The sequence below is a fragment of the Arthrobacter sp. M4 genome (assembly GCF_020251205.1).
In the GTDB taxonomy this organism is placed as follows: domain Bacteria; phylum Actinomycetota; class Actinomycetes; order Actinomycetales; family Micrococcaceae; genus Arthrobacter.
In genome coordinates, this window is record NZ_JAIWYX010000014.1 from 25,168 (window position 1) to 50,203 (window position 25,036).

The following is a 25,036-nucleotide window of genomic DNA, read 5'->3' on the forward strand; positions in this document are numbered from 1 at the left end:
TGTCCTCGCTGGGCTGCGCGGCTCTACTGTGCTGCCGTTGCAGCCTCGCGGGTTTCGACGTCGGCCATTGCTTTCAGCTCTGCCATGCGGGCTTGGTGCGGCGGGGACTTGCGAATCACGGCATAAGCAACGCCGAGGACGGCGAACCAGATCGGTGTGACCACGTCGAAGGCCGCACCAACGTCCTTGGCCGCGTGGAGCAGCACGCCGCCGCGGTCTGGGCAGTGCGATTTTGTGCCGCCAGAGCAAGGATTCTGGCAGGCTGGTGCCGTGACCGAGACTTTGATGACAGCCGACGTCGATGCCGGAATTTTCCGCCTTCGCCGTGCCCGTCGCGACGACCTGCCGGCGATCCTGCGGATGCTGGCTGATGACCAGTTGGGTGCCGTGAGGGAGTCGACAGCGGATCTGGAACCATATGAGCGGGCCTTTGAGGCCATCAACGCCGACCCCTCCCAGTTGCTGGTGGTCGGAGAGCTCGACGGCGACCCGGTAGCCACCTTCCAGCTCACCTTTATCCCAGGGCTGAGCCGGCGAGGATCGTGGCGCGCGCAGATCGAGGCTGTTCGGGTGGCTGCGCCGGTTCGGGGCGGTGGGCTCGGTGAGGTGATGATCCGTTGGGCCATTGACGAGGCGCGGAGGCGCGGCTGCAGCCTGGTCCAGCTCACCACCAGCAAGTCCCGGACAGCGGCGCAACGCTTTTATGTGCGTTTGGGGTTTGAAGCCAGCCATGAAGGGATGAAGCTGCGCCTTTGAGCTGACCGTCTCCCTTTGTCAGTCTTGATTGTTAGGTAGCCTAAATGTTAGGCTGCCTAACATGAATCCCTCGCTCGACCGGCCCGATGGCGACAACTCCGGCCTTGAACAGCTTGCCCAGGACTTCCGGGAAGCCATGCGGCGGGCAGTGTACTTGGTGCGGCGATTGGATGCGGACGGTGAACTTGCCACCACTCAGCTCAGCACCCTGAAGATGCTCGGCACCGAAGGCCTGCGAGTTGGGGACATTGCACGCAACCTGGGTGTCAAAGTGCCTAGTGCCACCGAACAAATCATCAAACTCGAACGACTCGGCCTGGCCATCCGCCGCCCAGACCCGGACGACTCCCGCGCCGTGCGCGTTGTGATTACCGACGACGGCTTGGCCGCCGTCGCTGCTGCCGACCGCCGTCGAAACGCGAAGTTGGCCGGCGCGCTCAGCAAGCTGTCCGACGTCGAGCGCGCCAGATTAGCCGACGCCCTGCCTGTCATTACGCGGATCGGTGGCGCTCTGGGTCCTGAGTAGCGCGCGCAAAGCAGCCCGTTCCCAGCAATCCGCCAGCCAGCCCCGCAATTGCCCTGAAGGAGACAAACATGAGCCGCGAACCAGCGGACACCACCACCGTGGAGAATCTGGACGCCCACTCAACCGCAGAGCACGCACCCACTCCTTCGGCAACCCTCGCGGCTGAACGCGCGTCCTTCCTAAAACAACCCAAGGCAGTCTGGGCAACGGCTCTTGCCGCTGTGTTCGCGTTTATGGGCATCGGATTGGTCGATCCGATCCTCCCGGCGATCGCCGTGAACCTCGACGCCACGCCCAGCCAGGTGTCACTGCTGTTCACCAGCTACTTTCTGGTTACCGCCGTTGCGATGCTGATCACCGGCTTTGTGTCCTCCCGCATCGGGGGCAAGAAGACTCTGTTGGTGGGTCTGGCATTCATTGTGGTGTTTGCGTCCCTGTCGGGACTGTCGGGCAGCGTTGAGGCGCTGGTTGGCTTCCGCGCAGGGTGGGGCCTTGGCAACGCGATGTTCGTGGCCACTGCCCTCGCGGTGATTGTCGGCGTCGCCAGTGGCGGAACGGCAACCGCCATCATCCTGTACGAGGCCGCCCTGGGCTTGGGCATCTCGCTTGGTCCGTTGCTTGGCGCCTTGCTGGGCGGTTGGCAATGGCGGGCGCCGTTCTTCGGAACGGCCGCGCTGATGGCGGCAGCATTTATCGCCCTCCTGACGTTGTTGCCCTCGACGCCGGCGCCAGCCAAAAAGGCACGCCTCCGCGATCCGTTGCTCGCCCTGGGACACAATGGCCTGCGTGCCACGGCAGCCAGCGCACTGTTTTACAACTACGGATTCTTCACGATCCTTGCGTTTACTCCCTTTATTCTCGGCATGGACGCCTACGGCATCGGCGCTGTGTTCTTCGGTTGGGGTGTCGCCGTCGCTGTGTTCTCGGTATTCGTCGCGCCGCTGCTGCAGAACAGATTTGGAGTCGTCAAGAGCCTCATCGGCACATTGGTCCTCCTTGCGCTCGACCTGCTGGGGCTGGCTTTCGCCGCGGGGCAGTCAGTACCTGCCGTCGTCGCGCTGGTCATTGCGGCTGGCGCCCTGCTCGGGATCAACAACACGCTGTATACCGAGTTGGCAATGGGAGTCTCCGATTCGCCCCGCCCCGTGGCATCGGCGGGTTACAACTTTGTGCGGTGGATGGGTGGAGCCTTGGCACCGTACCTGGCTGCGCAGCTTGGCGAACACTTCGGACCGCAGTTGCCGTTCGCTGCTGGTGCCACTGCCATGGTGGTAGGAGCGGGCATCGCATTCGGTGGCCGCCGCTACCTTTCGGCGCACGAGCCACATGGGGTTTAGTTAGCTTGGATTCCAACGGGGCACTCATCTGCATGGGTCCTTTGGCGGAGTGCTTCCTCCCTTTGCCGGAAGTTAGGCGGGGGCGTTGAGGCCGAAGAACATGCGGGGAGCGTGACGTTCCTAGCCGTTCAATTGCGGTCCAGCCCGTGTGGAAGAACATGCGTCCTTAACACCACTCAAGCGGACGTGTTGCTGCGGAGTTATGCACATAGCGGGGTTTGCGCACATACGGGTTTTTGGGTGCTGGGATCCGTTCGTGTGGGTGTGAGGGTTGATGCATGGAACCGTTCGTGCAGCGTGACTCTTCCCGGGGCTCTGGTCCTGGTTTGGGTGCTGCGCGGATTCCGGATGCGGACGGGGTTCTTGCGTCGGGTTCGAGTTCGGGTGCTGGGTTTGTTGCGCTGGACGGGTTGGGGGTTGGTTCCGGTGCTGAACCTGCGGCTGGAGACGGTGTGGGGGCCGGAGACGGCGTGGGGTCCGGTTTCGGTGCTGGACATCTCGCGCCGCTTGGTTCGGGGGTTGGTTTTGAGCTGCTTGGGCGGTTGCTTGCTGATTCTGTGGAGCTTCGGGGGCAGGCTGTGGCGGAGGCGGCCGTGTTTGATGTCTTTGAGGCCGCTGATTTCGCCGGGCAGGTGGAGGAGTTGTCCCGGTCGGTGGAGTTCCTGCAGTTGGTTGCCGCGCAGGCGGTGGACAGGACCCGGCGGGAGGCGCTGACGGCTGCGGCGAGGCTGGATGCGCCTGCGGGCTGGCGGACGGGGTGGACCGAGGCCCACGGCCCCGGCAATCCCGACGGCCCCGATAATTCCGCAGGCCCTGATGATTCCGTGGACGCTGATAATTCCGCCGGCCCCGATGATTCTGCAGGCCCTGATAATTCCTTGGGCCCTGGTATTTCCTTGGGCCCTGATGATTCCGGCTCGCGGGCGGCCGGACCGTCGGGGGACATCCCGGGCCGGGCCGCGGCAGAAAACAGCGGACCGGGGCTGCGGGAGGTCTCCGGGGACGGGCCTGGCCTGTCTCGGCTGGCTTCCTCGATGGCGTCCGCTGGCCCGGTATCCGCGGCGGTGGTTTCTGCTGCGGTGAGGGTGGTGGCGGATGACGGGTTTCGGACTGCGGCTGAGTTTTTGCGGGTGCGGTTGCGGATTGGGATCAGGGAGGCCAAGCGGCGTCTGGCTCTTGCCGGGGCGGTGCTGGATTCGCGGGGGATCGCAGGGCAGTTGGTTCCGGCGCGGCTTGGTGAGCTCGCCGGGGCGGTGGCCGCGGCGGAGGTGCCCTCGGCGTCGGCGACTGCTGTGAGTATGGCGTTGGAGAAGGTCAGGCATGTGGCCGAACCGGCTCTGTTGGCCCGGATGGAGCGGGCGTTGACGCGCACCGCGGCGGAGTCCGACCCGGATTTTGTGCACCGTGTCGCTCAGCGCTGGGTGGATGCGGTGGACCAGGATGGTGCCGAGCCTGGTGAGGAGGAACTGCGCCGCCGTCAGGGCTGGTTCCTGCGCCGGTCGTACCGGGGTTTGCAGCACATCGAGATCTTCGCCACGCCTGAGCAGTTCGAAACCCTCGCCACCGTGATCAGCACCGCCACCAATCCCAGACTCCGCGCGAACGGCACCGGCAGCACCGGCAGCACCGGCGGGCCCGGCCAGGCCGCGGCGGGGAAGGCCGCGGCGGGCAACGCCTGCGCGGGCCAGGAAGCGTGGAGCGGGGATAAGGCAGCCCAGGCCACTGCGGCAGAGGATCAGACAGCCCCTGACGCTTCCGGCCCAGCTTCCGCGGGCCCAGCTCCCGCGGGCGGGGCTTCGGCGGGCTCTGAATCCACAGACCACGCATCCGCCGGCAGGGAATCGGCGGACACAGCTTCCGCGGGTCGGGAGGGGCAGGCAGCCGGGGTGAACAGCGTACTTCCGTCCGCGATCGCCCCGCACGGTGCGGTGACGGCGTCAGCCAACGAGAGCGGCGCGGCGGGTCGCGGCGATGGTGGCGGTCCGGTGCTGGACCGGCGCACTCAGGCCCAGAAAGCGCTGGACGCCGTTGTTGATGCCTGCGCCCTGGCCCTGGCCACCGGAAAGCTGCCCGCCCACGGCGGGGTCCGCCCGCAGGTCACCGTCACCATCAGCTACCCCGACCTCTACCGCACCCTCACCGGCACCACCGGGAACACCGCCACCAAATCCGGCACGGACACGCTCTCCGACACCACCGGAGGCTTGGGCACCGCCACCAACACGCGCACCACCGGCGGCTTGGGGACGGGCACGCTCTCCGACACCGCCGAAGGCACGGGCGCCGGCTCGGGCATCGCCGCTGGCTTGGGTGCGGCCACCGACACGCGTACCACCGGCGGCACGGCCAGCGGCCTGGGCGCCGCCATTGGTTTGGGCGCGGCGATTGGTGCGGGTGCCGCCACTGGTTTGGGTTCAGGTACCGGGACGGCGATGTTCACCGGCCCGATCACCGCCGCCACGATCCGCAAGATCGCCTGCAACGCTGAGATCATCCCGGTGCTGATGGGCTCCGAGGGCCAGGTCCTGGGCATCGGGAGGGCCAGCCGGATCTTCCCGCCGCACATCCGCAAGGCCATCACCGCCCGCGACATGGGCTGCGCCTTCCCGGACTGCATCCGCCCCGCGCACTGGTGCGAGGCCCACCACATCACCTACTGGTCCCGCGGCGGGGAAACCAGCACCGACAACGGCGTGCTGCTGTGCTCCCACCACCACAAACTCATGCACAAGGAGCAATGGCGCATCCACGTCAAAACCGGCATACCCTGGTTCATCCCGCCACCCCACATCGACCCCCACCAAACACCCCGACGAAACCACTACTTCCGACCCCTCCGGGCATAGGAACCCCGAACGCGCGCCCCGACGGGTTCAACACCACCCACAACCCCTCCCCACCCCGGGCGGACCCGCCCCACAAAGACCAAGACCAGGAACTGACGCACGCCTGACGATGAAATCGCACCTCCTGAGGCACCGCACCTGCGACCGTGCGCGAGGTAATACCGACGGGGGGAGCGAAAGCTTGCTGACCGCGTCGGCGTCGTCGTAGCGGGCGCGCCGCCGACGGTCAATGCACCAGGTGGCGTCGCAGTGGTGCCGCGTCGCCGATGGTCAATGCACCAGGTCAATCCACCAGCTGGCGTCGTAGCGGCGACCGCGTCGCCGGTGTACGACGGACCAGATGGCGGCAATTAATCCCGACTACGTTTGCGACGTTGTACCGATGCGGAGTAAGTAGCCCGCCCGGGACTGGAGCTGAACCCCGAAAGCTGGGGTGACAATAGGTCTGCGTCTCGGGGACCAGTTCAATGCCAGCCCGACGTGGCTCCTTCCAGGTCGCTTAAGAGCGGACTTCCGTCGGGAAAGAACCCTTCGGCACAAACAACGTCTCGGCCTGCTCCAGTGACATACCGTTGGTCTCGGGAACCTTGAACTTCACGAAGAAGAATGAAGCCGCAGCAAAGAGTGCGTACATGGCGTAGGTCAGCGGAAGCGAGCCCGCCGCCATGACCGGAAAGCTGAGTGTAATGGCGAAGTTGGCCACCCATTGAGCCGCCGCAGCTAGGCCGAGTGCACGGGCCCGAATGCGGGAGGGGAAGATTTCGCCCAGGAGAACCCAGACCAGGGGACCCCATGAAGCGCCAAAACTGACCACGAAAACGTTGGCAGCCACTAGGGCAACAGGACCCCAAGCACCCTGGAGTGAAATCTCGTTCCCGGTGCCATGCGCGGAGCCGAAGGCCAGGGCCATAACACCTAGGGACAGTGCCATACCAATTGATCCCACCAACAGAATGGGCCGTCGGCCAATGCGGTCCACGAGGGCGATAGCCACCAAAGTCACAAGGATGTTGGTCACGGATGTTGCAACCGAGATGGCCAGCGAGTCCTGCTCCTGGAAGCCTACGGCCTTCCACAGGGTTGTGGAGTAGTAGAAGATCACGTTGATGCCAACGAACTGCTGCAGAACGGACAGGATAATGCCGATCCACATCACGGCCTGAAGTCCCAAGATAGGTCCCTTCAGAGAACCTTTGCGGCTGGACAGGCGGTCGTCTTCAATGGTCTGGCGGATTTCCCGGATGTGCCGCTCAGTGTCGTCGTCGGGCATAACGGTGTCGAACACCGTGCGTGCTGCATCGTCTTTGCCCTTCATCACCAGGAAGTGCGGAGATTCGGGGAGCCGGAATGCGGTCCAGCCGTAAACGGCAGCGGGTACGGCACAGGCAATGAACATCCACCGCCACGCCTCGATCCCGAACCAGAACTGCTGCCCGGCCCCGCCTGCAGACGATGCCAGGACGGCGTCGCAGAGCAATGCGGCGAAGATGCCGGTGGTGATGGCGAGCTGCTGCAGCGAGGCCAGGCGACCACGAACCTGCCTGGGTGAGATTTCGGAAATGTAGGCCGGAGCAATGACGGAGGCGAGCCCGATGCCCAGCCCTCCCACGAACCGCCAGAACACGAGATCCCAGACGCCGAATGCCAGGCCCGTGCCGATCGAACTCACAAGGAACAGCACCGCACCGAGCTTCATGGCGGGGATTCGACCGTACCGATCTGCCACCTTGCCCGCCAGATACGCCCCGACAGCACAGCCGATCAGCGCAACAGCGACTGCAAAGCCGGTAACAGCCTCGCTCATGAGGAATTCTTCCTTCATGGCGTCCACGGCACCGTTGACCACAGACGAATCAAATCCGAAGAGGAACCCGCCGACTGCCCCCGCGACCGCGAGGCCGACGACCTTGGCTGTGACACCTGCCGGTTTGCCGTTTGGGGCAGGCTTTTCCGTCGTGGAAATGGACATAGTTCTCCCTTTGGGAATGTTGTGTGGGAATGCGTGCAGGCTACGTCGGCTGTGTCCGACGAATGGGCGCCGGTGCACACGCGCTAAACAGTGTGGCACGTCACCCGTGTGAACTTCCACTCAAGAGCTGCGCGTGACATTCATTCACTCTGTAAACACAAAGTCTCCATAAAGACACCTTGTGCTAAGCTGTGAAGAGTCCAGCCTTCGAAGATATTCGTAATTCAAGCCGTTGGAATAAAGAATTGAACGCAAAGACCAGCGTCAGCACACTTTTTGTGAAGATTCATGTTCAACAAAGATGGCGGTCCCGCGTTGTCGATTGTTGCCCGCCGTTGGGCACAATCGCCGCCCGCCTGCCCCCGCAGGTCTCGGTGAAACGAACGAAAACTATCGAAAAAATAAAAATGGGAGGCAGGTATCAACCTGCCTCCCATAATGCGCCCTGCCAGAAGCCTGCCCGCGTGACGCCGAAGCTCCCCGGAAACCTCCTAGGCGCCCACCTGACGCGGACACCTCCGGAGGCCGCCCACCGGACGGCGCCCACCTGACGCGGACACCTTCGCGGATACCTCCGGAGGCCGCCCACCTGGTGCGGAAACCTCCGGAGGCCGCCCACCTGGCGCGCGCACCTGACGCGGACACCTTCGCGGACACCTCCGGAGGCCGCCCACCTGGTGCGGAAACCTCCGGACGCCGCCCACCTGGCGCGCGCACCTGACGCGGACACTCCCCGCGGAAATCTCGCCAGAGCCAGCAAACCCCGACGGCGGAACTCGCCTCGTGGGCCTCTCTAGCAGCTCTAGTGCGCCGCGACTTCCTCGCGTGCCTTGGCAGCAGCGGCCGGGTCTGTCAGCTTCTTGTTCGGCAGTGCGAAACTGATGAGGAAAGCAATGCCGGTGAGCACGGCTGCGGTGAGCATCACGACGTCGATGGACTGCGCGAAGCCCTCGGTGATCGGTCGGGTCAACGTGCTGTTGGCGGCGTGCAGCCAACTGGTGTCGTTGAGCGAATCGTTGGACGCACCGTTCTTGAAGAAGTCGAACAACTTGGCATTGGCGGGGTCGGACGCGACCGCGGGATCGCGCATCACCTTGATGTAGTCCGCGTTCGAAACTGCGGACTTCATGCCAGCACCGATCTTGTCCGCGGCCAAACTGAACAGCATGGAGATGAACACGGCCGTCCCAGCCGCACCGCCCATTGAACGGAAAAATGCCGCGGTGGACGTGCCCACGCCCATGTCCTTGGGCGGCACGGAGACCTGCATGGCGAGAGTAAGCGGCTGCATGCAGAAGCCCAGGCCAACGCCAAAGAAGACGGCAATGAGGCCTGGCACCCATAGGGGAGTATCCACGCCCAAGGTAAAGCCCATCACCAAAGCCGCGGCAGTTAGGATCGCTGTGCCAAGGATCGGGAAGACCCGGAAGGTGCCCGAGGCAGAAATCGTGCGGCCAGCCGTGATGGAACCGGAGAGGATGCCCACGGTGAAGGTGATCATCACCAGACCGGCCTCGGTGGGAGTGAGGCCCTTCACGAGCTGCAGGTACATGGGCAGCATCGCGATGGCACCGAACATGCCAATGCCGATGATGAAGTTCAGCAGCGACGACAGCCCAAAAGTGGCGTTCCGGAAGAGCCTCAGCGGAATGAGTGCATAGTCCCCGGCGAACTTCTCAGCAGCCAGGAACAGTGCGATGCCAACCGCGCCCAGCCCGTAGCAGAGCCATGCACCGCCCGAGTTCCAGCCCCAAACCCTGCCTTGCTCAGCAACCAGCAGCAGCGGCACGATGGCCAAAGTGATGGCGGCGGCACCCCAGTAGTCGATCTTCTGCTTGACGTGCCTGGGTGGCAGGTGCAGGAAGAGGAAAACCACCACCAGCGCGGCGATGCCAATGGGCAGGTTGATGAAGAACACCCAGCGCCAGCCGTCGAAGCCCAGGATGCTGGCCGTACCGGCGAAGGCGCCGCCGATCACGGGTCCAAGCACGGAAGAGATCCCAAAAACGGACATGAAGTAGCCCTGGTACTTGGCCCGGTCCTTCAGCGAGACGATGTCGCCAATGATGGTTAGCGCCAATGCCAAAAGTCCACCCGCGCCGAGGCCTTGGATGCCACGGGCGATAGCCAGTTCGGTCATCGAGTGGACGGCGCCTGCGTACAGGGAGCCGGCCAGGAACACCAAAATCGCTGTCAGGTACAGCGGCCGTCTGCCGAAGATGTCACTCAGCTTGCCATACAGCGGAGTGCTGACGGTGGAAGTAATGAGGTAGGCGGTGGTGGCCCAGGCCTGCAGGGAGAGGCCGTCGAGGTCGTTTGCAATCGTGTAGATGGACGTCGAGACGATCGTCTGGTCCAGGGATGACAAGAACATCCCGAGCATTAGGCCCACCATCACGGTGAGGGTCTGACGATGGGTCAGGACCTCCCCGGGTGCGCGCACGGCTGTGGCTTTGGACATGGGTGTCTCCAAGGGGAATTAGGAAGCAGATTAGGATAGTTGCTTTCAGTAACTATCCTAACGCCTGAATCATTCCCTCCGGAGTGAAAAAAGTTTCGCTAACGCTCTACAAGCACGCCATCCGGGTCGCAGTAAACCATGACACCGGGTGTGATGTGGACACCGTCGATCACGAGTGGGACGTCCACTTCGCCGGTTCCGGTCTTGGTGCTCTTCTTCGGGTTGCTGCCCAGTGCCTTCACACCAATCGGCAGCTTCGCCAGAGCCAGCCGGTCCCTGATGGCACCGAAAATAACGACGCCGGCCCAACCGTTTTCCACGGCGCTTTCGGCGATCATGTCCCCCATCAGGGCGGTACGCAATGAGCCGTGACCGTCCACCACCAGGACCGCACCTTCCCCGGGTGTGCCGAGGACGGTCTTGACGAGAGCATTGTCCTCGAAGCAACGGATGGTCCGGGCCGGCCCGCTGAAGTGGGTGTGGCCGCCGAGATCCTGGAACTGCAGCCCGATGGATTCGAGTTCCTCGCCCCGTTCGTCATACAGATCTGCGGTGCTGATCGGTTCGTTCGCCATTGAATCCTCCTGCTGTGCTCGGCTGCGTACCTGGCATTGGGGCGGTGCCGGACCGACGAGTGCTCCCTTCAGCCACCATAGTCCTTCGGCTAGGGGGACGCTGACTCCGTGGCGCGATAGGCTGAAACCGCACCGTTCTGGAGCCAAAGGGGGAGCCCGTCATGACCTTGTCAGACCTGCCAGATGCGGAGCGTCCGGTGCCTAGCGGGGACCGCACACTTCCCGGCGGGGACAGCACCCTTCCTGGCGGGGACCGCCTCCTTCCCGGCGGGGACCGTACCCTTCCCGGCGGGGACAGCACCCTTCCCGGCGGGGACAGCACCCTTCCCGGCGCGGACCGTACCCTTCCCGGCGGGGACAGCACCCTTCCCGGCGGGGACCGCCTCCTTCCCGGCGAGGACCGCCCGTTTCCCGAAGCCGCGCGCCCGCTTCCCGAAGCCGCGCGCCCGTTTCCCGAAGCCGCGCGCTCGACGACGGCGCTCGCCGAGCCTGTGGAGCGTGTCCGGTCGCTGTGGATCACCGGCGTCGTGCTGGTCAACGTGGGCATAAACGCCGCATTCTTCGGACCCATCCAAGTACTCCTCGGCCAACAGGCAATCCACTTCGACGAGTCGCAAAAGGAAGCCATCCTCGCCCTTGTGACGGGCTGCGGCGCCGCCGTTTCCCTTGTGGCCAACCCTCTTTTCGGCGCTTTCAGTGACCGCACCACATCCCGCTTCGGCCGTCGAGTCCCCTGGGTTGTGGCAGGAGCGGTGCTCGGTGCAGCAGCGTTGATGGCTCTCGCCGGAGCCCCCGATGTGGCCTTTATGACCATCCTCTGGTGCTTGGTGCAGGCCGGCTGCAACGGAGCCTACGCCGCCATCACAGCGGCCATTCCAGACAGGGTGCCGGTGCCGCAGCGTGGCACCGTCGGCGGCCTCGCCGCAATGGGCCAGACGGTGGGCATCCTGCTCGGCGCTGTAATTGCGGCCGTCGTCTCCGGAAACTTCGCACTCGGCTACATGATCTGCGCCGCCGCGCTGCTCGCCGGCGTCGTTCTTTATTTGTTCAAGAACGACGACGACCCGCTGCCTGCCGCCGATCGCCCGCCCTTCCGCATCGCCGGGTTCCTTAAGGGCTTTTGGGTTTCCCCCCGGGCCTATCCGGACTTCGGCTGGGCCTGGCTGACGCGTCTGCTGGTCAATATCGGCAACCATATGGTCACCCTCTATCTGCTCTTTTTCCTGCGGGATGCGGTTCAACTGAAGGACACGCAGGGCCTCGAGCCGGAAGTGGGCGTTCTGGTCCTGACCGGCCTCTACGCAGTTATGGTGATCATCACCAGCATTATCGGCGGAGCCCTTAGCGACCGCATGGGGAAACGGAAGCCGCTGGTTATCGCCTCATCGGGAATTATCGCCGTTGCCGCGCTGATCCTCGCCTTCGCTCCCAGCTGGGCAGGGGCGATTGCGGGAGCAGTGGTGCTGGGGATCGGTTTCGGTTCGTACCTCGCCGTGGACTTCGCCCTTATCACCCAGGTCCTGCCGACAGCCCTGGACCGCGGCAGGGACCTGGGAGTCATCAATATCGCAAACTCGATGCCCCAGGTTCTCGCGCCGCTGATCGCCTACCCGTTCGTTGCGTTCCTTGGTGGGTACGTGTCCCTGTTCATCGCGGCAGCGGTGATTGGTGTCTTGGGAGCGGTGTTCGTCGTCAAGATCAAGAGTGTGGCGTGAACCGTCTGGCTGATCTTGTGAGCACAGAGTCTTCGGCGAAGCCAGACAAGTCAGACAAGCTGCGCTAAAGGAAGGATGACCCCGATGACGCCGTTCCTCGCCGCCCGCCACCTCTTCGGTCCGGGTCCTACCAACTGCTATCCGGAAGTCACAGCGGCCCTCGGCCACCCCGTTATTGGCCATCTGGACCCGGTGTTCATCGAGATGCTCGACCGCACCTGCGCTGGCCTCCGCGAGGTGTGGGGCACCGCCAATGCACGGACCTGGCCCCTCAGCGCCACGGGCTCTGCGGGTATGGAGGCCTCCTTCGTGAATACCGTAAACCCCGGGGACATTGTGGTTATCGCGGTCAACGGGCTCTTCGGCGAACGGATGTGCGAGGTCGCCCGACGCTGTGGCGCCGAGGTAGTCCGGGTTGAGCACGAGTGGGGCCATCCGGTGGACGTTGAGCGTGTGCTGGGTGCCCATCCCAATCCATCCGTCATCGGTGTGGTCCACGCCGAGACGTCTACGGGCGTTCTCTCCGACCTCACTGGCCTTGGGGAAGGCAAAGGCGATGCCCTCCTGGTGGTCGACGCCGTCACCTCGCTCGGTGGAATGGAGGTCCGCGCCGACGATTGGGGGATAGACATCGGCTATTCCGGTACCCAGAAATGCCTTGGTGTCCCGCCAGGGCTCTCCCCTTTCACCGTTTCGGAAAGAGCCTTCGAGCGGCGGGTGCAGGACCCAAGATCCTGGTACTTGGACATCGGTCTACTCGGCGGGTACGTCGGCGCCGCCCATGGTTCCACACGTACCTACCACCACACAGCGCCTGTCACCATGGTGGCCGCCTTGGACGCGGCACTGCAGAGGATCATGGCGGAGGGCCTTGAAGCTGTGTGGGCGAGGCATCAGGCAGCAGGGGAAGCTCTTCGCTCAGGCTTGGAGGGGCTGGGCCTCAGCCTGTTCGCCGCTGAAGGCTCCCGGCTCCCGAGCCTCACTACGGTTATGGTCCCCGATGGAGTGGACTCCGCCCGGGTTCGGGACATCCTTCTCAATGTCTTCGGCATTGAGATAGGTTCGGGCATCGGCCGGTACTCCGACTCAGTGTGGCGCATTGGGATGATGGGGCCGAATGCGAGCCCGACAGGAGTAGCGCTGGTGCTCGGTGCCCTTGGGGAAGCCCTCGCGATGGCGTGACGCGATTCGGGTCGCGGCGGTTTTCTGGTTGCCTGGAAAAGGATTCCGGGTCGCCTCCGTCCCGGCTGGGGGACAGTGACTGTACAGGGAGCCATCATGTGTCTGCCGTATCATTATCTCGGTCGGCGGGTCGGCAGACCATGGGGGTACTGACGGCCAGCCGTGTCAGTTTCCCTCCCAGAAGAACGCCGGACAATGCCGCAAGCAAACCCCCTGGAACCGTATTCGCTGGACCTTGTTGCGGGGCTGCCCCAGATGGCAGCCGCCCCCACCACACCTCGCCAAAAACTCCGCTACGCGCGGATCCTTAAGACAGCGGCCGGCTTTGCCCAGCGGCACCTGGATACCCTGAGCTTGGCCGACGTTGCCGCGCGGGCCGATATTCCCCTGGGCACGTTGTACCGGTACTTTCCCTCTACCACCCACCTTATGCTCGCCCTCCACCGGGAGCAGCTTCAGGAACTGCTGACCGAGATCACTGAATCCCCGGCTTGGTCGCGAACGCATGCACTCTCCGGCGTGGCCATGGAGATCTTCCACATGCGCGTGATGCAGCCGGCTGTGGAGCAGGCCCTTGTTCGCACGCCCTATGGCAGGGAAGAGGACACCACCGTAATACTCCGCGAGATTGACGCCCTGGCAGAAAAGGTGGTGGCCAGCGCAGCCGGCCGGGCCTCCAGCGCCCGGATTATCCTGCATGTCATCAGTGGTCTGGTCCACTCAGTCCGGTCGCGTCGCCTTTCGCTCTTCGAAGCTGAGGAAGACCTGAAAAAGGCCTGCAACCTGCTGGCCCGGCCTTAGACGGTCACCTCGGTTTGTGTAGCCGCCTCGTAACAGGTCTAGGCCAATTCTCGAATAAATAATACTTTCTAAGTGACATCCATCACTGATTCTGACGCTAAAACGATTTGTCGCTCGACGGACCTGTCAAGGCCCCGCAAAACGGCCGGACCGCCGTCGTCGAACCTCTTACGATTGCAGAACCGCAGCGGCTAGCAGCCCAAAATTGCGGGAGCGAAGCAGGCGGGGTCAGCCACCCTTGATCCCTTGCGAGGCTCCGCGACCGCCCCGAATTGTGCCGTGGGTTCACGGCTAGCCTATGAGGAGACAACGACGTGTCCATTGAGACGATCACTGATGAGCTCGAGTCCGCCGCGAAGCTGACTGAAGAAGAGATCTTCGCAGCGCACGAGGGCGGCAAGCTCTCCATTTCCAGCACTGTTCCGCTGGCAGACAAGCGCGACCTGTCCATCGCGTACACGCCCGGTGTTGCCGAAGTGAGCCGCGCGATTCACGCTAAGCCGGAGCTCGCCCGCACCCACACCTGGGCTCAGCGCCTGGTTGCCGTCGTTAGTGACGGTACCGCCGTCCTTGGCCTCGGCAACATTGGAGCCAGCGCTTCCCTTCCGGTGATGGAAGGCAAGTCCGCATTGTTCAAGGCCTTCGGCGACCTGGACTCGATCCCGCTGGTACTGGACACCACCGACGTCGACGAGATCATCGAAACCCTGGTCCGTCTCCGGCCGAGCTTTGGGGCAGTCAACCTTGAGGACATCTCCGCTCCGCGTTGTTTCGAGCTTGAAGAGCGCCTCATCGAGGCCCTCGACTGCCCGGTGATGCACGATGACCAGCACGGCACCGCCGTCGTCGCCCTCGCTGCCCTGACCAACGCCGCCAAGGTGACCGGCCGCGAGCTGTCCGAGCTTAAAGTGGTTGTCTCCGGTGCGGGCGCAGCCGGCATTGCCGTGTCCGAAATCCTGCTGACCGCAGGCGTCACCGACGTCGTCCTCCTGGACTCCAAGGGTGTGCTCAATGCTGAGCGCGCCGACCTCGCAGCGGACCCGTCCAGCATCAAGGCACGATTCGCCTGGCGCACCAACCCCCGCGGCGTCAGCGGCGGACCTGCCGAGGCACTGCTCGGGGCGGATGTGTTTATCGGCGTTTCCTCGTCCAAGCTGGCCGAAGAACACTTGGCCTTGATGAACCACAGCTCCATCGTGTTCGCACTGTCCAACCCGGACCCGGAGGTCCTCCCGGACGTTGCCGCCAAGTACGCTGCCGTCGTCGCCACTGGCCGCAGCGACTTCCCCAACCAGATCAACAACGTCCTTGCATTCCCGGGCATCTTCCGTGGCGCACTGGACGCCGGTGCCCGCCGCATCACCCCGGCCATGAAGCTGGCGGCGGCCCGCGCCATTGCCGAACTGGCGGAGGAGGACCTCTCCGCCAACTACATCGTGCCCAGCCCGCTCGACCCGCGTGTTGCGCCGGCTGTGACGGCTGCCGTCGCAGCCGCTGTCTCCGAATAGGCCGAGGCACGGCCTGCAGGCGTCGGCCAAGCGGTGGCTGCCGGCCGCCGGTTCCCTGAACCGGCCCACGACGACGACGGCGACGTTCCCGTGCTGGGGAGCGTCGCCGTCGTTTCCAATTAAGGTCCGCAACGCCGAGGCGGAAGCGGGGTTGCGGCTCACCCTGATTCCGACGTGTCACCGCCCTCATAGACTGGGCCCCATGAATGCCGAGATTTTGGTGACCATCCTGTGCGGCCTGGCCATTCTGGTGGGGATCGCAGGGACCATCATCCCGGTGTTGCCCGGATCGATCCTGATCGGTATCAGCCTGCTCGCGTGGGCCCTGTGGGGTGGTGGTGGAGCGGCGGGCTGGGTGGTGTTCGGCATCGGCCTTGCATTCTTGCTCGCGGGGACGGCCGCGAGTGCGATGTTGACCGGCCGGCGCCTCAAGCAGCACCGTGTGCCGGGCCGCTCGGTGGTGGCAGGGGCGGTGTTGGGCATCGTGGGGATGTTCATCATCCCGGTGGTGGGGCTGGTAGTCGGTTTCGTCGTCGGGCTTTTTGCCAGCGAAGTGCTGAGGACGCGCGACGCCGGCACGGCCGTCCGTTCCAGTGTCGCCGCGCTTAAGGCGACCGGGCTGGGGATTTTGGTCGAATTCGGCCTGGCCTGCCTTGCGGCCAGCACATGGCTGATTGGTGTGTGGATCAGCGCGATCACGTGATAACGCAAATCAGGACAGCCCACGTCGTACGGACTGCCCTGATCTGCGTCTTATCGGGGGACGAACCCCTGTCTGGTTACATGGTGCGGCTCTTCATGTCCTCTCGGACGTCACGGCCAAGCCAGACGCCAAGGGCAACCATCGCGACGCCTAGCACGAAGTGCAGCCAGTTGTCTGCGGTGTTGAACGGAACAAAGTTTGTACCGCTCATCTGATCGATGAACAGGCCGTAGAGCCACAGGACCAGGTAGACAATGCCGCCGCCCAGCAGGAACCAGCGGGCCATTTGATTGGTCCTGGCCATGGCAACGCCCACTACGCCGAACAGCAGGTGGACGATGTTGTGCAGGATGGACACTTGGAAGACTCCAAGCAACATGGCGCCCGACTCATGACCAGCAAAAGTCATAGCGCCGTAATTGGTGGTGATACCCGGAATGAATCCGAGGACACCAACAGCCAGAAATACGATGCCAGCACCCAATGCGGTGTTGTGCAGCGACAGTCCCATCACGTGGTGGTGCTGGGCGGGGTGCGATGCGGTGCTCATGTTTCCTCCCATACCCGTTTTCAACCGGTCCTTCTGATGAAGGGCCGGCGCGGCAAGGAGTTGTCGGAACCCTGCCGACGCCCACATTTTACTACTGTTGGCCTCCTTAGCTAAGGGGAGTCCGGGCCCTGTTTAGCCCGGTCATTGGGGCATTTAGGGGCGCAAACCGGGCAGAAAAGCGCCCAGCGTACCCCGCTAGCATGGGTCCATGGACCATGCCCAGGACCCGTGGGAGCCCCCACCTCCCTATCACGACAGCAGGGACTTCACACCTTTCCGGGACCCGCATGTCCGTACGCAGGTACGTGGCTTGGCGGAGGGACTCGGCGGCGCGATCTATAGTGCCCTGGGTGGCCGCGAGCTGGACCGCATCTCCGTGGTCGGCGATGTGCCCCGGCTCAAGCGCCTGTCCGGCAAGCCAGCCAAAGCCGTCCATGATGCGATCTTCAAGGGGACAGCCCCGGACAGGCTCATCGCACTCGCACGCGCCTATCCCGGCTGGGCGGGACTCTGCACAGTGATGGCGGGGCTTCTTGCGTACCGGCAGGGCAGTTACCTGAGGGCGGCGGAGTTGCTGCGGCGGGGGCTGCAGACCCGGATCGACGACGACGCCAGCCAGTTTTCCGCGACGTACCTCACCACGGTGGTCACCCGGGTGGAAGTGGCGGAACGCATCGAGGTGCCAGTCCTTTTCAGCGAGGAGTCGGTTTTCCTGGCCCTGTCGCACTGCCTGCGGGAGACGGGCCAGACGAAAGCGGCGCTGGAAGCGCTCGAGTCCCTGCCGCCGTCGTTGCCCACCGCCTTGGCGAGGTGCACCGCAGCGGCGGCGCTGGGCCGCCACCGTGATGTCATCAACTGGACCGAGGGGCTGCTGAACGCTAACGATCTGTCCGCAGCCCTGCTGCTTATCCGGGCGCGCTCGCTACGGGCCCTGGAGATGTACGGCTCGGCTTTTGATGTATTGCGTGAGGTCCTGCGACGGCGGAAGACCAGTTTGGCGTTGCGGAATGACGCGTTAACTGACCGCGCGCTGTTGGCGCTCGACGTCGGACGCCGGGCCCTGCTTCCGCGTCGCCCGGTGGAGGTGGAGTCCAAGGTCGACAAGCATGTGGAGATGCACCGATTGTGGGATAGCGACTTCAAGGACTTGGGTGGCAAAGGGAAGGACTAGCCTCTGTGGCGCCCTTTGGGGCCACGGGCCACAAAGGGCGGCCACCAGGCGGCAAGGCCGGTGCGGCGATGGTATTGCCGCACCGGCCTTACTTTATCCGCCGCAAAAGGGTCCGTAGGAAAGATCAGACGCTCTCACGTACCGGCTCAGGGGCGGATTGAGTTTAGCCGTCAGCCTGGGCCAGGGACATCCCGTGTCTCCTCTGCCATGAATAGGCAGAGGAAGGACCCGGCGATCGTCACGACGCCAGCCATAATCATGGTTTGCCCGAGTCCCCAGGCATTGAGCGCGAACGGGAGGCCGAAAGTACCGAGGGCTCATGAAGAGGCTTTACCGTAATTCATGTTTGCCCCTACCAGACAGGCCTGGGCTTCGTCTTCGTAGAGGTCGAAAGGAACCCTGTCCTGGGTTGATTGTCCAGGGCTGCCGGGCTCTGTCATTGCCTTCGTGAATTCCTCAAGGGAGAAATCGGGGGTGACGAGTCCCTTGGCTTCGAGGCACTCATAAGCGATTTGGTCTGGGTTGGCTAGGAGCTTTGGGTTTGCCTGCTGTATGCCGTAGAGGTTCGCGATGTGGAAAATGGTCCCCTTGGCACACTCGATGTATACGTTGCCCGCTGCCTCGAGACTTTCATCGGGAGACAGAGGAGTCGTATCCACTCGATAAAGACCATTGCCGAACTTCTTAAGCGTCACGGGTTCTCCCGACGTGCGCATGCATTGTTCGAAGCGGGAGTGGGCCTCGTCGTAATCGCTCTGCTCAATCCGTCCCGTCTCTTTGGCTCGTTCCAGGACGCTGCGATCGAATTCCTGTAGAAATGGACTTTCCAGGTCGCGCTCAATGAGCTCACGGAAATTCTTGGCAATGTATTTCCGTTCCAGATTGTCGTAGCCGCCTGTTGAGCAGGCGGCCACGGCAAAGAGAGCGGATGCGATCACGCTTGCCGTCCCAACATGTCCAAAGGGACGCCAAATGTTTTGCCCCGCCACACCTAGCCCTTCGAATACGACATGTTTGCCCCCACTAAGCAGGCTTGTGCTTCATCTTCATAGAGGTCGAAAGGAACCCTGTCTTGTGTCGATTGTCCAGGGTTGCCGGGTTTCGTCATTGCTTCGGTGAATTCCTCAAGGGAGAAATCAGAGCTGACGAGTCCCTTGGCCTCGAGGCATTCGTAGGCCACTTGGTCAGGATTTGCCAAGAGCTTGGGGTTTCCTTGTTGAATTCCGTACAAGCCTGCAATGTGGAAGGTGGTTCCCTTGGAACACTCGGTGACTTTGTCCATGGCGGAGTCAAGGCTTTCACCAGGCGACAAGGGAGTGGTCTCCACTTTATACAGTCCATTGCTGAGCTTCTTGAGCGTCACAGGTTCGTCGACGGCACGCATGCATTGTTCGAAGCGGCTGTACGCCTCGTCATAGTCTGCCTGCTCAATCCTTCCCGCAACTTTTGCCCGCTCCAGAACGCCGCGGTCGAATTCCTGGAGAAACGGACCCGACAAAGATTCCTCAATGAGCTCGCCAAAATTGTTGGCGATGTAGACCCTCTCGGGGCCATTTGTGTTATCTGAGCACGCGGCAATCGTGGGTGTGACGAAAGCAAGCATTCCGATCGCCAGAATGCAATTGAGATGATCCCTAAAAGCCATCCTCGGACAGCGCTATCTAGCGAAAGCGGACCTGGAAGGCATTGTGCGTCCAATTGAAGTCGTCAACCCGGGCTCGCGAATAGTCATTTCGGATTTCGCCAAAGCTCCATTTGTCGCCAAGTCGGGCCTGAGATTGCAGCCACATGCCCTTGTTGTAGATCCAGATCTCCGCGTGTGCCGTCCACCAGTTCGACCAGTTGTTGGTCATGGCATCAAGCGCTGCCGCAGACGGCACCGCAGTCGAAAACGCGATACCTCCAGCCACTGCCATTGCTGCAACGACGGTCCTGACTCTTCTGCCGCGCAGTACAGTCGCCCTGGATCCACCGTCGCCCAGTACTTGACAACCGGACAGCCCCGAATTCATTGCTGGATTAGCAGCCGACATGGTTCGCTCCTTACCTTTTCGTGGCAGGGGTCCACAGCCCCCTCGTACACCCGAAAAATAACCGCGCGATCAACCGCCCGGATGCCAAGGGACCCTCATCTAGGTGGAAGAAATCGATTTCTCAGTGGCTAGCGTCTCAAAGATAGGTGGTGATGCGAGAAATCTAGGTGGAGTTGCCGGGCTTTCTAGGTGCTGCTGGCAGGCGGCCTAGGTGGTGGCCGACACGATGAAGGGCAGCAATTGCTCAACGAGCAGCACCCCGCCGAGCAATAGCATGACCAGTCCGCTGGCCAGCGTCACTCCCCGAGCCGCGGAAGGTCGGGATGAAAGCAGTCTTCGTGATCCCAAGGCCACAGCGGTGTACACCGTCGCTGTGAGGATCACAAAGGTTAGGCCCAACACACCCGACTGCACCGGGATAGGCAGGGGAGCGTCGGAACTGACGAACTGTGGGACAAGGGCCACGAAGAACAGCAGCGCCTTCGGGTTGATGCCACTGGTTCCCATGCCCTGTAAGAAGGTGCGGAACTGGCTGCTGCCTGCCATGTTGCCAGTAGGCGAAGAGGGGGCATCTGACCCCAATCCCACCGCAGAACCCATATCCACCGGAGAGCCCAAGCCAGCCGCAGAACTCAAACCCACCGGAGAGCCCAAGCCAGCCGCAGAACTCAAACCCACCGGAGAGCCCAAACCCACCGGAGAGCCCAAACCCACCGGAGAGCCCAAGCCTGCCGAAGAGCCCGAGCCTGCCGGAGAGCCCAAGCCTGCCGGAGAGCCCAAGCCTGCCGCAGAACCCAAGCCTGCCGCAGAACCCAAACCTACCGCAGAACCCAAACCTACCGCAGAACCCAAACCTACCGCAGAACCCAAACCTACCGGAGAGCCCAAGCCTGCCGGAGAGCCGGTGGCCGCGCCGCCCGAAGCCGCCATGCCGCCGTCGGGCACTGTGAAGCTGGCGTCGCGCCACGAGCGCATCGTCAGAATCCCCAGCCAGATGAGGTAGGCCGCGCCGGCAATAGTCAGCCAGCCAAGCAAGCCAGGCACCCCGGCGAGAACGGCGGCCAGCCCTGCCACCATCAGCGTTGTGTGGAGCACGTACCCTCCGCACAGTCCCGCGATGGCGGGGACAAAGCTCCGCTGGCGCAGTCCGGCGGCGATGGAGTACGCCCAGTCCATCCCTGGTGTACACACAAGGGCCACTGCAACAACGACAAAGGCGAGGAAAAGCTGCGGATTCATGATGGCTCCCGTGGTTTCTGCTGGTGAGAAAACTCTAGGAAAAATCGGCCGAGAAGTGTTCGCCTTTTTCGCTCGAATTAGGAGTAACTGGGTAAGATAATCGTGTGATTGATGGGATTGATAGAAGTATTTTGCGTCATCTTCGCGAGGACGGACGAATGACTGCTACGGCCCTCGCGGACAAGGTGGGGTTGACGGTCGCTCCGTGCCACAGAAGGCTCCGCGAACTCGAGTCCAGCGGCGTCATCCGCGGCTATCGTGCAGACATCGATCCGGCGGCCCTTGGACTTGGCTTCGAAGCGATCGTTTTCGTCACCTTGCGGACGGTGGATCGGCCCACAGTCTCAGACTTCGAGGAGCGGGTTGCCGCCCTGCCAAACATCGTCGAGGCGCAGCGGCTCTTCGGTTCGCCCGACTACCTGCTGCGCGTCATTGCAACAGACCTTCCCGGCTATCAACGCTTCTATGACGACCAGCTGGCGGCCCTGCCCGGCGTCGAGCGTCTGCAATCCACCCTAGTGATGAAGAACCTCAAGCCGAACGTCGGCCCGCCCGTGTAGTCAGTCGCGCCGGCCTGGTCCACCTTGGAACGCGTCGGTTGTCTGGGCCTACCGCTGCCAGACCGCTGCCCAGGGGTCAGGAACGCAGCAGCCCCGTGGTCCGGTACGGGATGACCTCACGCAGGAACATGCTGGTGGATGTGCGCACGATACCCGGACAGAGGCGGATTTCTTCCGAGACGCGGTAGAGGTCGTCGGGGCTGGTGGCCACCACGCGGATAATGAGGTCCGTGTCGCCGGCAGGGGCGTGGCATTCGAGGACTTCGGGGATGTCTTTCAACGCCGCAATGGCCTCGTTCAGCCGACTTTGGTCAAGCTCCGCGCTCACGGAAGCCGCCACCCCGCGGCCCAGTGCCGCTGGGAGGACACGGCTGCTATGGGGACGAAGGGCTCCCGACGACGACAGCCGTTCCAGGCGTGCATGGACCGTTCCGCGGGCCAGTCCCAGTTTCTGCGCAAGCACCATGACCGGCACGCGTGGATCGTCATCCAAAGCGTCAAGGATTCGTCGGTCAGTTGCGTCCAGCTCCTGCAAAGTGTCCAACTCCTGTACTGACAAGTCCCCTTGGAGTGATCAGATTGTCCAGTGATCGGGGTCTCTATTGCGCCAACTGTAGGCCTTCTGCTGAAATCATGGCAACAAGGGCGCCAAGACAGATGGATGCCCGATGGCTCAAGGACCCGCCGGTACACCACCCGGAGGTCTGGATATAGGGTCCCGCAAGGATGCTGCCGCTGATTGACTCTTGTTCACACCATGGTCATTCTGCTTTTCCTGGTCCACCCCTCAGGGGGCCGGACCGCAAGGGCCCCTGAGTCACCGGTTCGTTCGGTTCCCCGAACGTCGTGCGGTGGCTGAGGGGCCCTTGTCTTGCTCGGTGCTTTTTGTGCCGTGCGTTGTGTACGGGGTGCTCTCTGGTACGGGGCTTCTTTACGATGCTTTCTCTACCGCGGGTGGCGCCCTGCCCCGGGCAGCATGGCTTCCCGCCCCGGGCGCCCTGCCCCGGGCCGCGCGGCTCCTGCCCCGGGCCGCCATGGATTGTCTAGGCTGGTGCCATGACCTCCGCCGGCCGCTTTGCCCCCAGCCCCTCGGGTGCGCTGCATGTCGGAAATCTGCGCACGGCAATGTTGGCTTGGCTGTTCGCCCGCTCCAGCGGCCGCCGCTTCTTCCTGCGCATCGAGGACCTGGACCGCACCCGGGCGGGAGCTGAAGCCCAACAGCTGAGGGACCTCCACGCCGTCGGCGTTACGTGGGAAGGGCCAGTGGTCAGGCAGTCCGAACGCGAGCCCCGCTACGACGCCGTGATCGAGGATCTTGCCTCCTCTGGCCTGGTGTATGAGTGCTATTGCACCCGCCGGGAAATCCAGGATGCTCCCACGGCTCCGCACGCACCCCAGGGGGCTTACCCGGGCACCTGCCGCGACTTGTCTACGGCCGAACGGGAAATCCGCCGGGCGACTCGCCCCGCGGCAATCCGCCTGCGTTCCGAGGCCAACGAATGGACCGTGAGCGATGTCCTCCACGGTCACTTCACAGGAGTGGTGGATGACTTTGTCCTTCGCCGCAATGACGGCGTGGCGGCCTACAATCTGGCCGTGGTTGTGGACGATGCCCAGCAGGGAATCGACCAAGTGGTCCGCGGAGACGATCTCCTGTCCTCCACACCGAGGCAGGCTTACCTTGCGTCCCTCCTCGGGTATCTGGCCCCGGAATACGCCCACGTGCCGCTAGTGGTAAACGACGACGGCGCGAGGCTGGCCAAGCGCGACGGTGCCGTCACGCTGGACGACCTTGCCGCCGTCGGACTTTCCGCTGACGAGGTGCGGGACCTGATCCTCGCGTCGCTTAAATTGCCGCCGGGGCCGCTGGAAGCTGCGCTGGCCGTCTTTGACGCTTCGGCACTGGGCAACATTCCGGAGACCAGGAAGCCTTGGGTTTGGGATCCGCGGCATGGGGTGCTCCACGCTAAGCTCATCGAGGGGAAGGGGACCCGATGAACAGGCACCGGATGCAGGCGTTTGTGCTGTCACGCTACGGCGGCCCGGACGCCATGGAGCTCCGGGAAATTCCCATTCCCGTTCCGGACGAGGGCGAACTGCGCGTCCGAGTCATGGCCGCGGGCCTCAACCCGGTCGATTACAAACTGCGCGAGGGCGGACTGCGCCTCATCAACCGGATAGACCTGCCTGTGGTTGGCGGCTTTGAGCTGGCCGGGGTTGTTGAGGCTTTGGGACCGGACGTCAGGAGGTTCGACGTCGGAGACCGGGTTTACGCCCGTGTGGACACCGCGCTTTTGGGCGCCTTTGCGGAGCACGCCGTGGTGCATGAAGACTTTGCCGCGGTGATGCCCCGATCGCTGAACTACGCGCAGGCAGCCAGCCTCCCGCTGGCCGGACTGACGGCGCTCCAGGCACTTAGGGACGAGCTGCACGTGGGGCCCGGAACCAAGCTGTTTATCTCTGCCGGTGCCGGGGGCGTGGGCACCCTGGCCATCCAGCTCGCCAAGTATTTTGGTGCTGATGTCACCACCACCGCATCACCCAAGGGCGAGGATCTCGTGCGGCAGTTGGGCGCCGACGTCGTCGTTGACTACACGGCGGGCGACTTTGCGGCAGGACTTGGCGGCTTCGATGCCGCCCTCGACCTGGTAGGCGGGGAAACCCTGGAGCGGACGCTAGGCATCGTCAAACCCGGCGGTTCGGTTGTGAGCATCGCAGGGGTGCCTGAGCCGCAAACAGCCGTCAAGGATTTGGAAGAGTCGGCCTGGGTGACGGCTATCTTCTGGACCATGAGCATGTCCATCCGGAGGAAGGCGCGGGCAGCAGGTATCCGCTACCGGTACCTTTTTATGCATCCCAGCGGGGCTGATCTGCGCCAACTGGCCAAGCTGGTGGCCGAGGGTTCCCTCAAGCCGGTCATTGACAGCACCTACCCCTTGGAGCGGATTGCCGATGCCTTCATCGCCTTGGAAGCTGGCCACGCCAAGGGGAAGATCGTGGTGACCATGGAAGGGCACCGAACTATGTAGCCTGTCAACACGAACTCAGCCCTCCATCAACCTGCGCCGGTGCTTGAGTTCCTACCAGTCCCTGGTTCGGGCCGG

Annotated in this window: 22 protein-coding genes and 2 pseudogenes; 13 read left to right on the forward strand and 11 right to left on the reverse strand. The window is 63.4% G+C overall.

Translation table 11 applies throughout. From position 1 onward, the window contains the following. Positions 1-23: 23 nt before the first annotated feature. A complete protein-coding gene (locus tag LD110_RS18955; protein ID WP_225501102.1) occupies positions 24-206 on the reverse strand; it encodes a hypothetical protein in 183 nt (60 codons plus the stop codon). A 79-nt stretch (positions 207-285) separates the two neighbouring features. Here LD110_RS18955 and LD110_RS18960 point away from each other — a divergent pair, with 79 nt between their 5' ends. The 4 genes from LD110_RS18960 (at position 286) to LD110_RS18975 (ending at position 5,465) form a co-directional block, all read left to right on the forward strand. After that, a complete protein-coding gene (locus LD110_RS18960; protein WP_225501183.1) occupies positions 286-756 on the forward strand; it encodes a GNAT family N-acetyltransferase in 471 nt (156 codons plus the stop codon). 61 nt (positions 757-817) lie between these two features. Beyond that, positions 818-1,282: a MarR family winged helix-turn-helix transcriptional regulator gene (locus tag LD110_RS18965; protein ID WP_225501104.1), complete on the forward strand. Its 465-nt coding sequence runs from the start codon at positions 818-820 to the stop codon at positions 1,280-1,282. 68 nt (positions 1,283-1,350) lie between these two features. Further along, positions 1,351-2,619, forward strand: a complete 1,269-nt coding sequence (locus LD110_RS18970; RefSeq protein WP_225501106.1) for an MFS transporter — start codon at positions 1,351-1,353, stop codon at positions 2,617-2,619. A 278-nt stretch (positions 2,620-2,897) separates the two neighbouring features. Then, the gene (locus LD110_RS18975) at positions 2,898-5,465 is read left to right on the forward strand and encodes an HNH endonuclease signature motif containing protein (protein ID WP_225501108.1); all 2,568 of its coding nucleotides are present in this window, start codon (positions 2,898-2,900) and stop codon (positions 5,463-5,465) included. A gap of 499 nt (positions 5,466-5,964) precedes the next feature. On the opposite strand, the gene LD110_RS18980 is transcribed toward LD110_RS18975, so the two are convergent. The 3 genes from LD110_RS18980 to rraA all read right to left on the reverse strand — a co-directional run bounded on the left by LD110_RS18980 (position 5,965) and on the right by rraA (position 10,470). Then, entirely contained in the window at positions 5,965-7,434 is a 1,470-nt protein-coding gene (locus LD110_RS18980) for a sugar porter family MFS transporter (RefSeq protein ID WP_225501110.1), read from the reverse strand. 802 nt (positions 7,435-8,236) lie between these two features. Beyond that, positions 8,237-9,895 carry an MDR family MFS transporter gene (locus LD110_RS18985; protein ID WP_225501112.1) on the reverse strand — a complete coding sequence of 553 codons (1,659 nt, stop codon included), beginning with the start codon at positions 9,893-9,895 and terminating at the stop codon, positions 8,237-8,239. A 98-nt stretch (positions 9,896-9,993) separates the two neighbouring features. Beyond that, complete coding sequence (rraA, locus tag LD110_RS18990; RefSeq protein WP_225501113.1) at positions 9,994-10,470, reverse strand: ribonuclease E activity regulator RraA; 477 nt, start codon at positions 10,468-10,470, stop codon at positions 9,994-9,996. Positions 10,471-10,631: 161 nt separating this feature from the next. Here rraA and LD110_RS18995 point away from each other — a divergent pair, with 161 nt between their 5' ends. From LD110_RS18995 to LD110_RS19015, 5 genes are all read left to right on the forward strand, one after another. Further along, positions 10,632-12,185, forward strand: a complete 1,554-nt coding sequence (locus LD110_RS18995; RefSeq protein WP_225501115.1) for an MFS transporter — start codon at positions 10,632-10,634, stop codon at positions 12,183-12,185. Positions 12,186-12,269: 84 nt separating this feature from the next. Next, a complete protein-coding gene (locus tag LD110_RS19000; RefSeq protein ID WP_225501185.1) occupies positions 12,270-13,367 on the forward strand; it encodes an alanine--glyoxylate aminotransferase family protein in 1,098 nt (365 codons plus the stop codon). A 195-nt stretch (positions 13,368-13,562) separates the two neighbouring features. Continuing rightward, positions 13,563-14,168 carry a TetR/AcrR family transcriptional regulator gene (locus LD110_RS19005; RefSeq protein WP_225501118.1) on the forward strand — a complete coding sequence of 202 codons (606 nt, stop codon included), beginning with the start codon at positions 13,563-13,565 and terminating at the stop codon, positions 14,166-14,168. A 314-nt stretch (positions 14,169-14,482) separates the two neighbouring features. Next, positions 14,483-15,676, forward strand: a complete 1,194-nt coding sequence (locus LD110_RS19010; protein ID WP_225501119.1) for an NADP-dependent malic enzyme — start codon at positions 14,483-14,485, stop codon at positions 15,674-15,676. Between the two features lie 202 nt (positions 15,677-15,878). Further along, positions 15,879-16,379, forward strand: a complete 501-nt coding sequence (locus LD110_RS19015; protein ID WP_225501121.1) for a DUF456 domain-containing protein — start codon at positions 15,879-15,881, stop codon at positions 16,377-16,379. A gap of 76 nt (positions 16,380-16,455) precedes the next feature. Here the strand turns inward: LD110_RS19015 and LD110_RS19020 are convergent, their stop codons facing one another. Continuing rightward, a complete protein-coding gene (locus LD110_RS19020; protein WP_225501123.1) occupies positions 16,456-16,929 on the reverse strand; it encodes a DUF4383 domain-containing protein in 474 nt (157 codons plus the stop codon). Positions 16,930-17,137: 208 nt separating this feature from the next. Here LD110_RS19020 and LD110_RS19025 point away from each other — a divergent pair, with 208 nt between their 5' ends. Further along, positions 17,138-18,100: a hypothetical protein gene (locus tag LD110_RS19025; protein WP_225501125.1), complete on the forward strand. Its 963-nt coding sequence runs from the start codon at positions 17,138-17,140 to the stop codon at positions 18,098-18,100. Positions 18,101-18,417: 317 nt separating this feature from the next. On the opposite strand, the gene LD110_RS19030 is transcribed toward LD110_RS19025, so the two are convergent. The 5 genes and pseudogenes from LD110_RS19030 to LD110_RS24125 all read right to left on the reverse strand — a co-directional run. Further along, complete coding sequence (locus LD110_RS19030) at positions 18,418-19,038, reverse strand: hypothetical protein (protein ID WP_225501127.1); 621 nt, start codon at positions 19,036-19,038, stop codon at positions 18,418-18,420. Between the two features lie 53 nt (positions 19,039-19,091). After that, complete coding sequence (locus tag LD110_RS19035) at positions 19,092-19,745, reverse strand: hypothetical protein (protein ID WP_225501129.1); 654 nt, start codon at positions 19,743-19,745, stop codon at positions 19,092-19,094. Between the two features lie 16 nt (positions 19,746-19,761). Continuing rightward, a complete protein-coding gene (locus LD110_RS19040) occupies positions 19,762-20,133 on the reverse strand; it encodes a hypothetical protein (RefSeq protein WP_225501131.1) in 372 nt (123 codons plus the stop codon). Positions 20,134-20,340: 207 nt separating this feature from the next. Continuing rightward, positions 20,341-20,667: pseudogene (locus LD110_RS24120) on the reverse strand (LysE family translocator); the annotation flags it as partial. A gap of 384 nt (positions 20,668-21,051) precedes the next feature. Next, positions 21,052-21,372: pseudogene (locus LD110_RS24125) on the reverse strand (LysE family translocator); the annotation flags it as partial. A gap of 104 nt (positions 21,373-21,476) precedes the next feature. Here LD110_RS24125 and LD110_RS19050 point away from each other — a divergent pair. Further along, positions 21,477-21,932 (forward strand): Lrp/AsnC family transcriptional regulator, encoded by a 456-nt coding sequence (locus LD110_RS19050; RefSeq protein WP_225501134.1) that lies wholly within the window; start codon positions 21,477-21,479, stop codon positions 21,930-21,932. Positions 21,933-22,008: 76 nt separating this feature from the next. Here the strand turns inward: LD110_RS19050 and LD110_RS19055 are convergent, their stop codons facing one another. Next, entirely contained in the window at positions 22,009-22,467 is a 459-nt protein-coding gene (locus tag LD110_RS19055; RefSeq protein ID WP_225501187.1) for an Lrp/AsnC family transcriptional regulator, read from the reverse strand. A 521-nt stretch (positions 22,468-22,988) separates the two neighbouring features. On the opposite strand from LD110_RS19055, the gene gluQRS reads away from it, so the two are divergent. Next, positions 22,989-23,930, forward strand: a complete 942-nt coding sequence (gene gluQRS / locus LD110_RS19060) for a tRNA glutamyl-Q(34) synthetase GluQRS (protein ID WP_225501136.1) — start codon at positions 22,989-22,991, stop codon at positions 23,928-23,930. Beyond that, entirely contained in the window at positions 23,927-24,961 is a 1,035-nt protein-coding gene (locus LD110_RS19065) for an NADP-dependent oxidoreductase (RefSeq protein WP_225501138.1), read from the forward strand. The genes gluQRS and LD110_RS19065 overlap by 4 nt, the downstream gene beginning before the upstream one ends. The last annotated feature ends 75 nt before the right edge of the window (positions 24,962-25,036 follow it).

Coding starts and splice junctions, on each gene's coding strand:
- LD110_RS19035 (WP_225501129.1), bottom strand. CDS start 19,745: ATGGCTTTTAGGGATCATCTCAATTGCATTCTGGCGATCGGAATGCTT.
- LD110_RS18985 (WP_225501112.1), bottom strand. CDS start 9,895: ATGTCCAAAGCCACAGCCGTGCGCGCACCCGGGGAGGTCCTGACCCAT.
- LD110_RS19025 (WP_225501125.1), top strand. CDS start 17,138: ATGGACCATGCCCAGGACCCGTGGGAGCCCCCACCTCCCTATCACGAC.
- LD110_RS18970 (WP_225501106.1), top strand. CDS start 1,351: ATGAGCCGCGAACCAGCGGACACCACCACCGTGGAGAATCTGGACGCC.
- LD110_RS19040 (WP_225501131.1), bottom strand. CDS start 20,133: ATGTCGGCTGCTAATCCAGCAATGAATTCGGGGCTGTCCGGTTGTCAA.
- LD110_RS18980 (WP_225501110.1), bottom strand. CDS start 7,434: ATGTCCATTTCCACGACGGAAAAGCCTGCCCCAAACGGCAAACCGGCA.
- LD110_RS19015 (WP_225501121.1), top strand. CDS start 15,879: ATGAATGCCGAGATTTTGGTGACCATCCTGTGCGGCCTGGCCATTCTG.
- LD110_RS19065 (WP_225501138.1), top strand. CDS start 23,927: ATGAACAGGCACCGGATGCAGGCGTTTGTGCTGTCACGCTACGGCGGC.
- LD110_RS18995 (WP_225501115.1), top strand. CDS start 10,632: ATGACCTTGTCAGACCTGCCAGATGCGGAGCGTCCGGTGCCTAGCGGG.
- LD110_RS19020 (WP_225501123.1), bottom strand. CDS start 16,929: ATGAGCACCGCATCGCACCCCGCCCAGCACCACCACGTGATGGGACTG.
- LD110_RS19005 (WP_225501118.1), top strand. CDS start 13,563: ATGCCGCAAGCAAACCCCCTGGAACCGTATTCGCTGGACCTTGTTGCG.
- LD110_RS18965 (WP_225501104.1), top strand. CDS start 818: ATGAATCCCTCGCTCGACCGGCCCGATGGCGACAACTCCGGCCTTGAA.
- LD110_RS18975 (WP_225501108.1), top strand. CDS start 2,898: ATGGAACCGTTCGTGCAGCGTGACTCTTCCCGGGGCTCTGGTCCTGGT.
- LD110_RS18960 (WP_225501183.1), top strand. CDS start 286: ATGACAGCCGACGTCGATGCCGGAATTTTCCGCCTTCGCCGTGCCCGT.
- gluQRS (WP_225501136.1), top strand. CDS start 22,989: ATGACCTCCGCCGGCCGCTTTGCCCCCAGCCCCTCGGGTGCGCTGCAT.
- LD110_RS19000 (WP_225501185.1), top strand. CDS start 12,270: ATGACGCCGTTCCTCGCCGCCCGCCACCTCTTCGGTCCGGGTCCTACC.
- rraA (WP_225501113.1), bottom strand. CDS start 10,470: ATGGCGAACGAACCGATCAGCACCGCAGATCTGTATGACGAACGGGGC.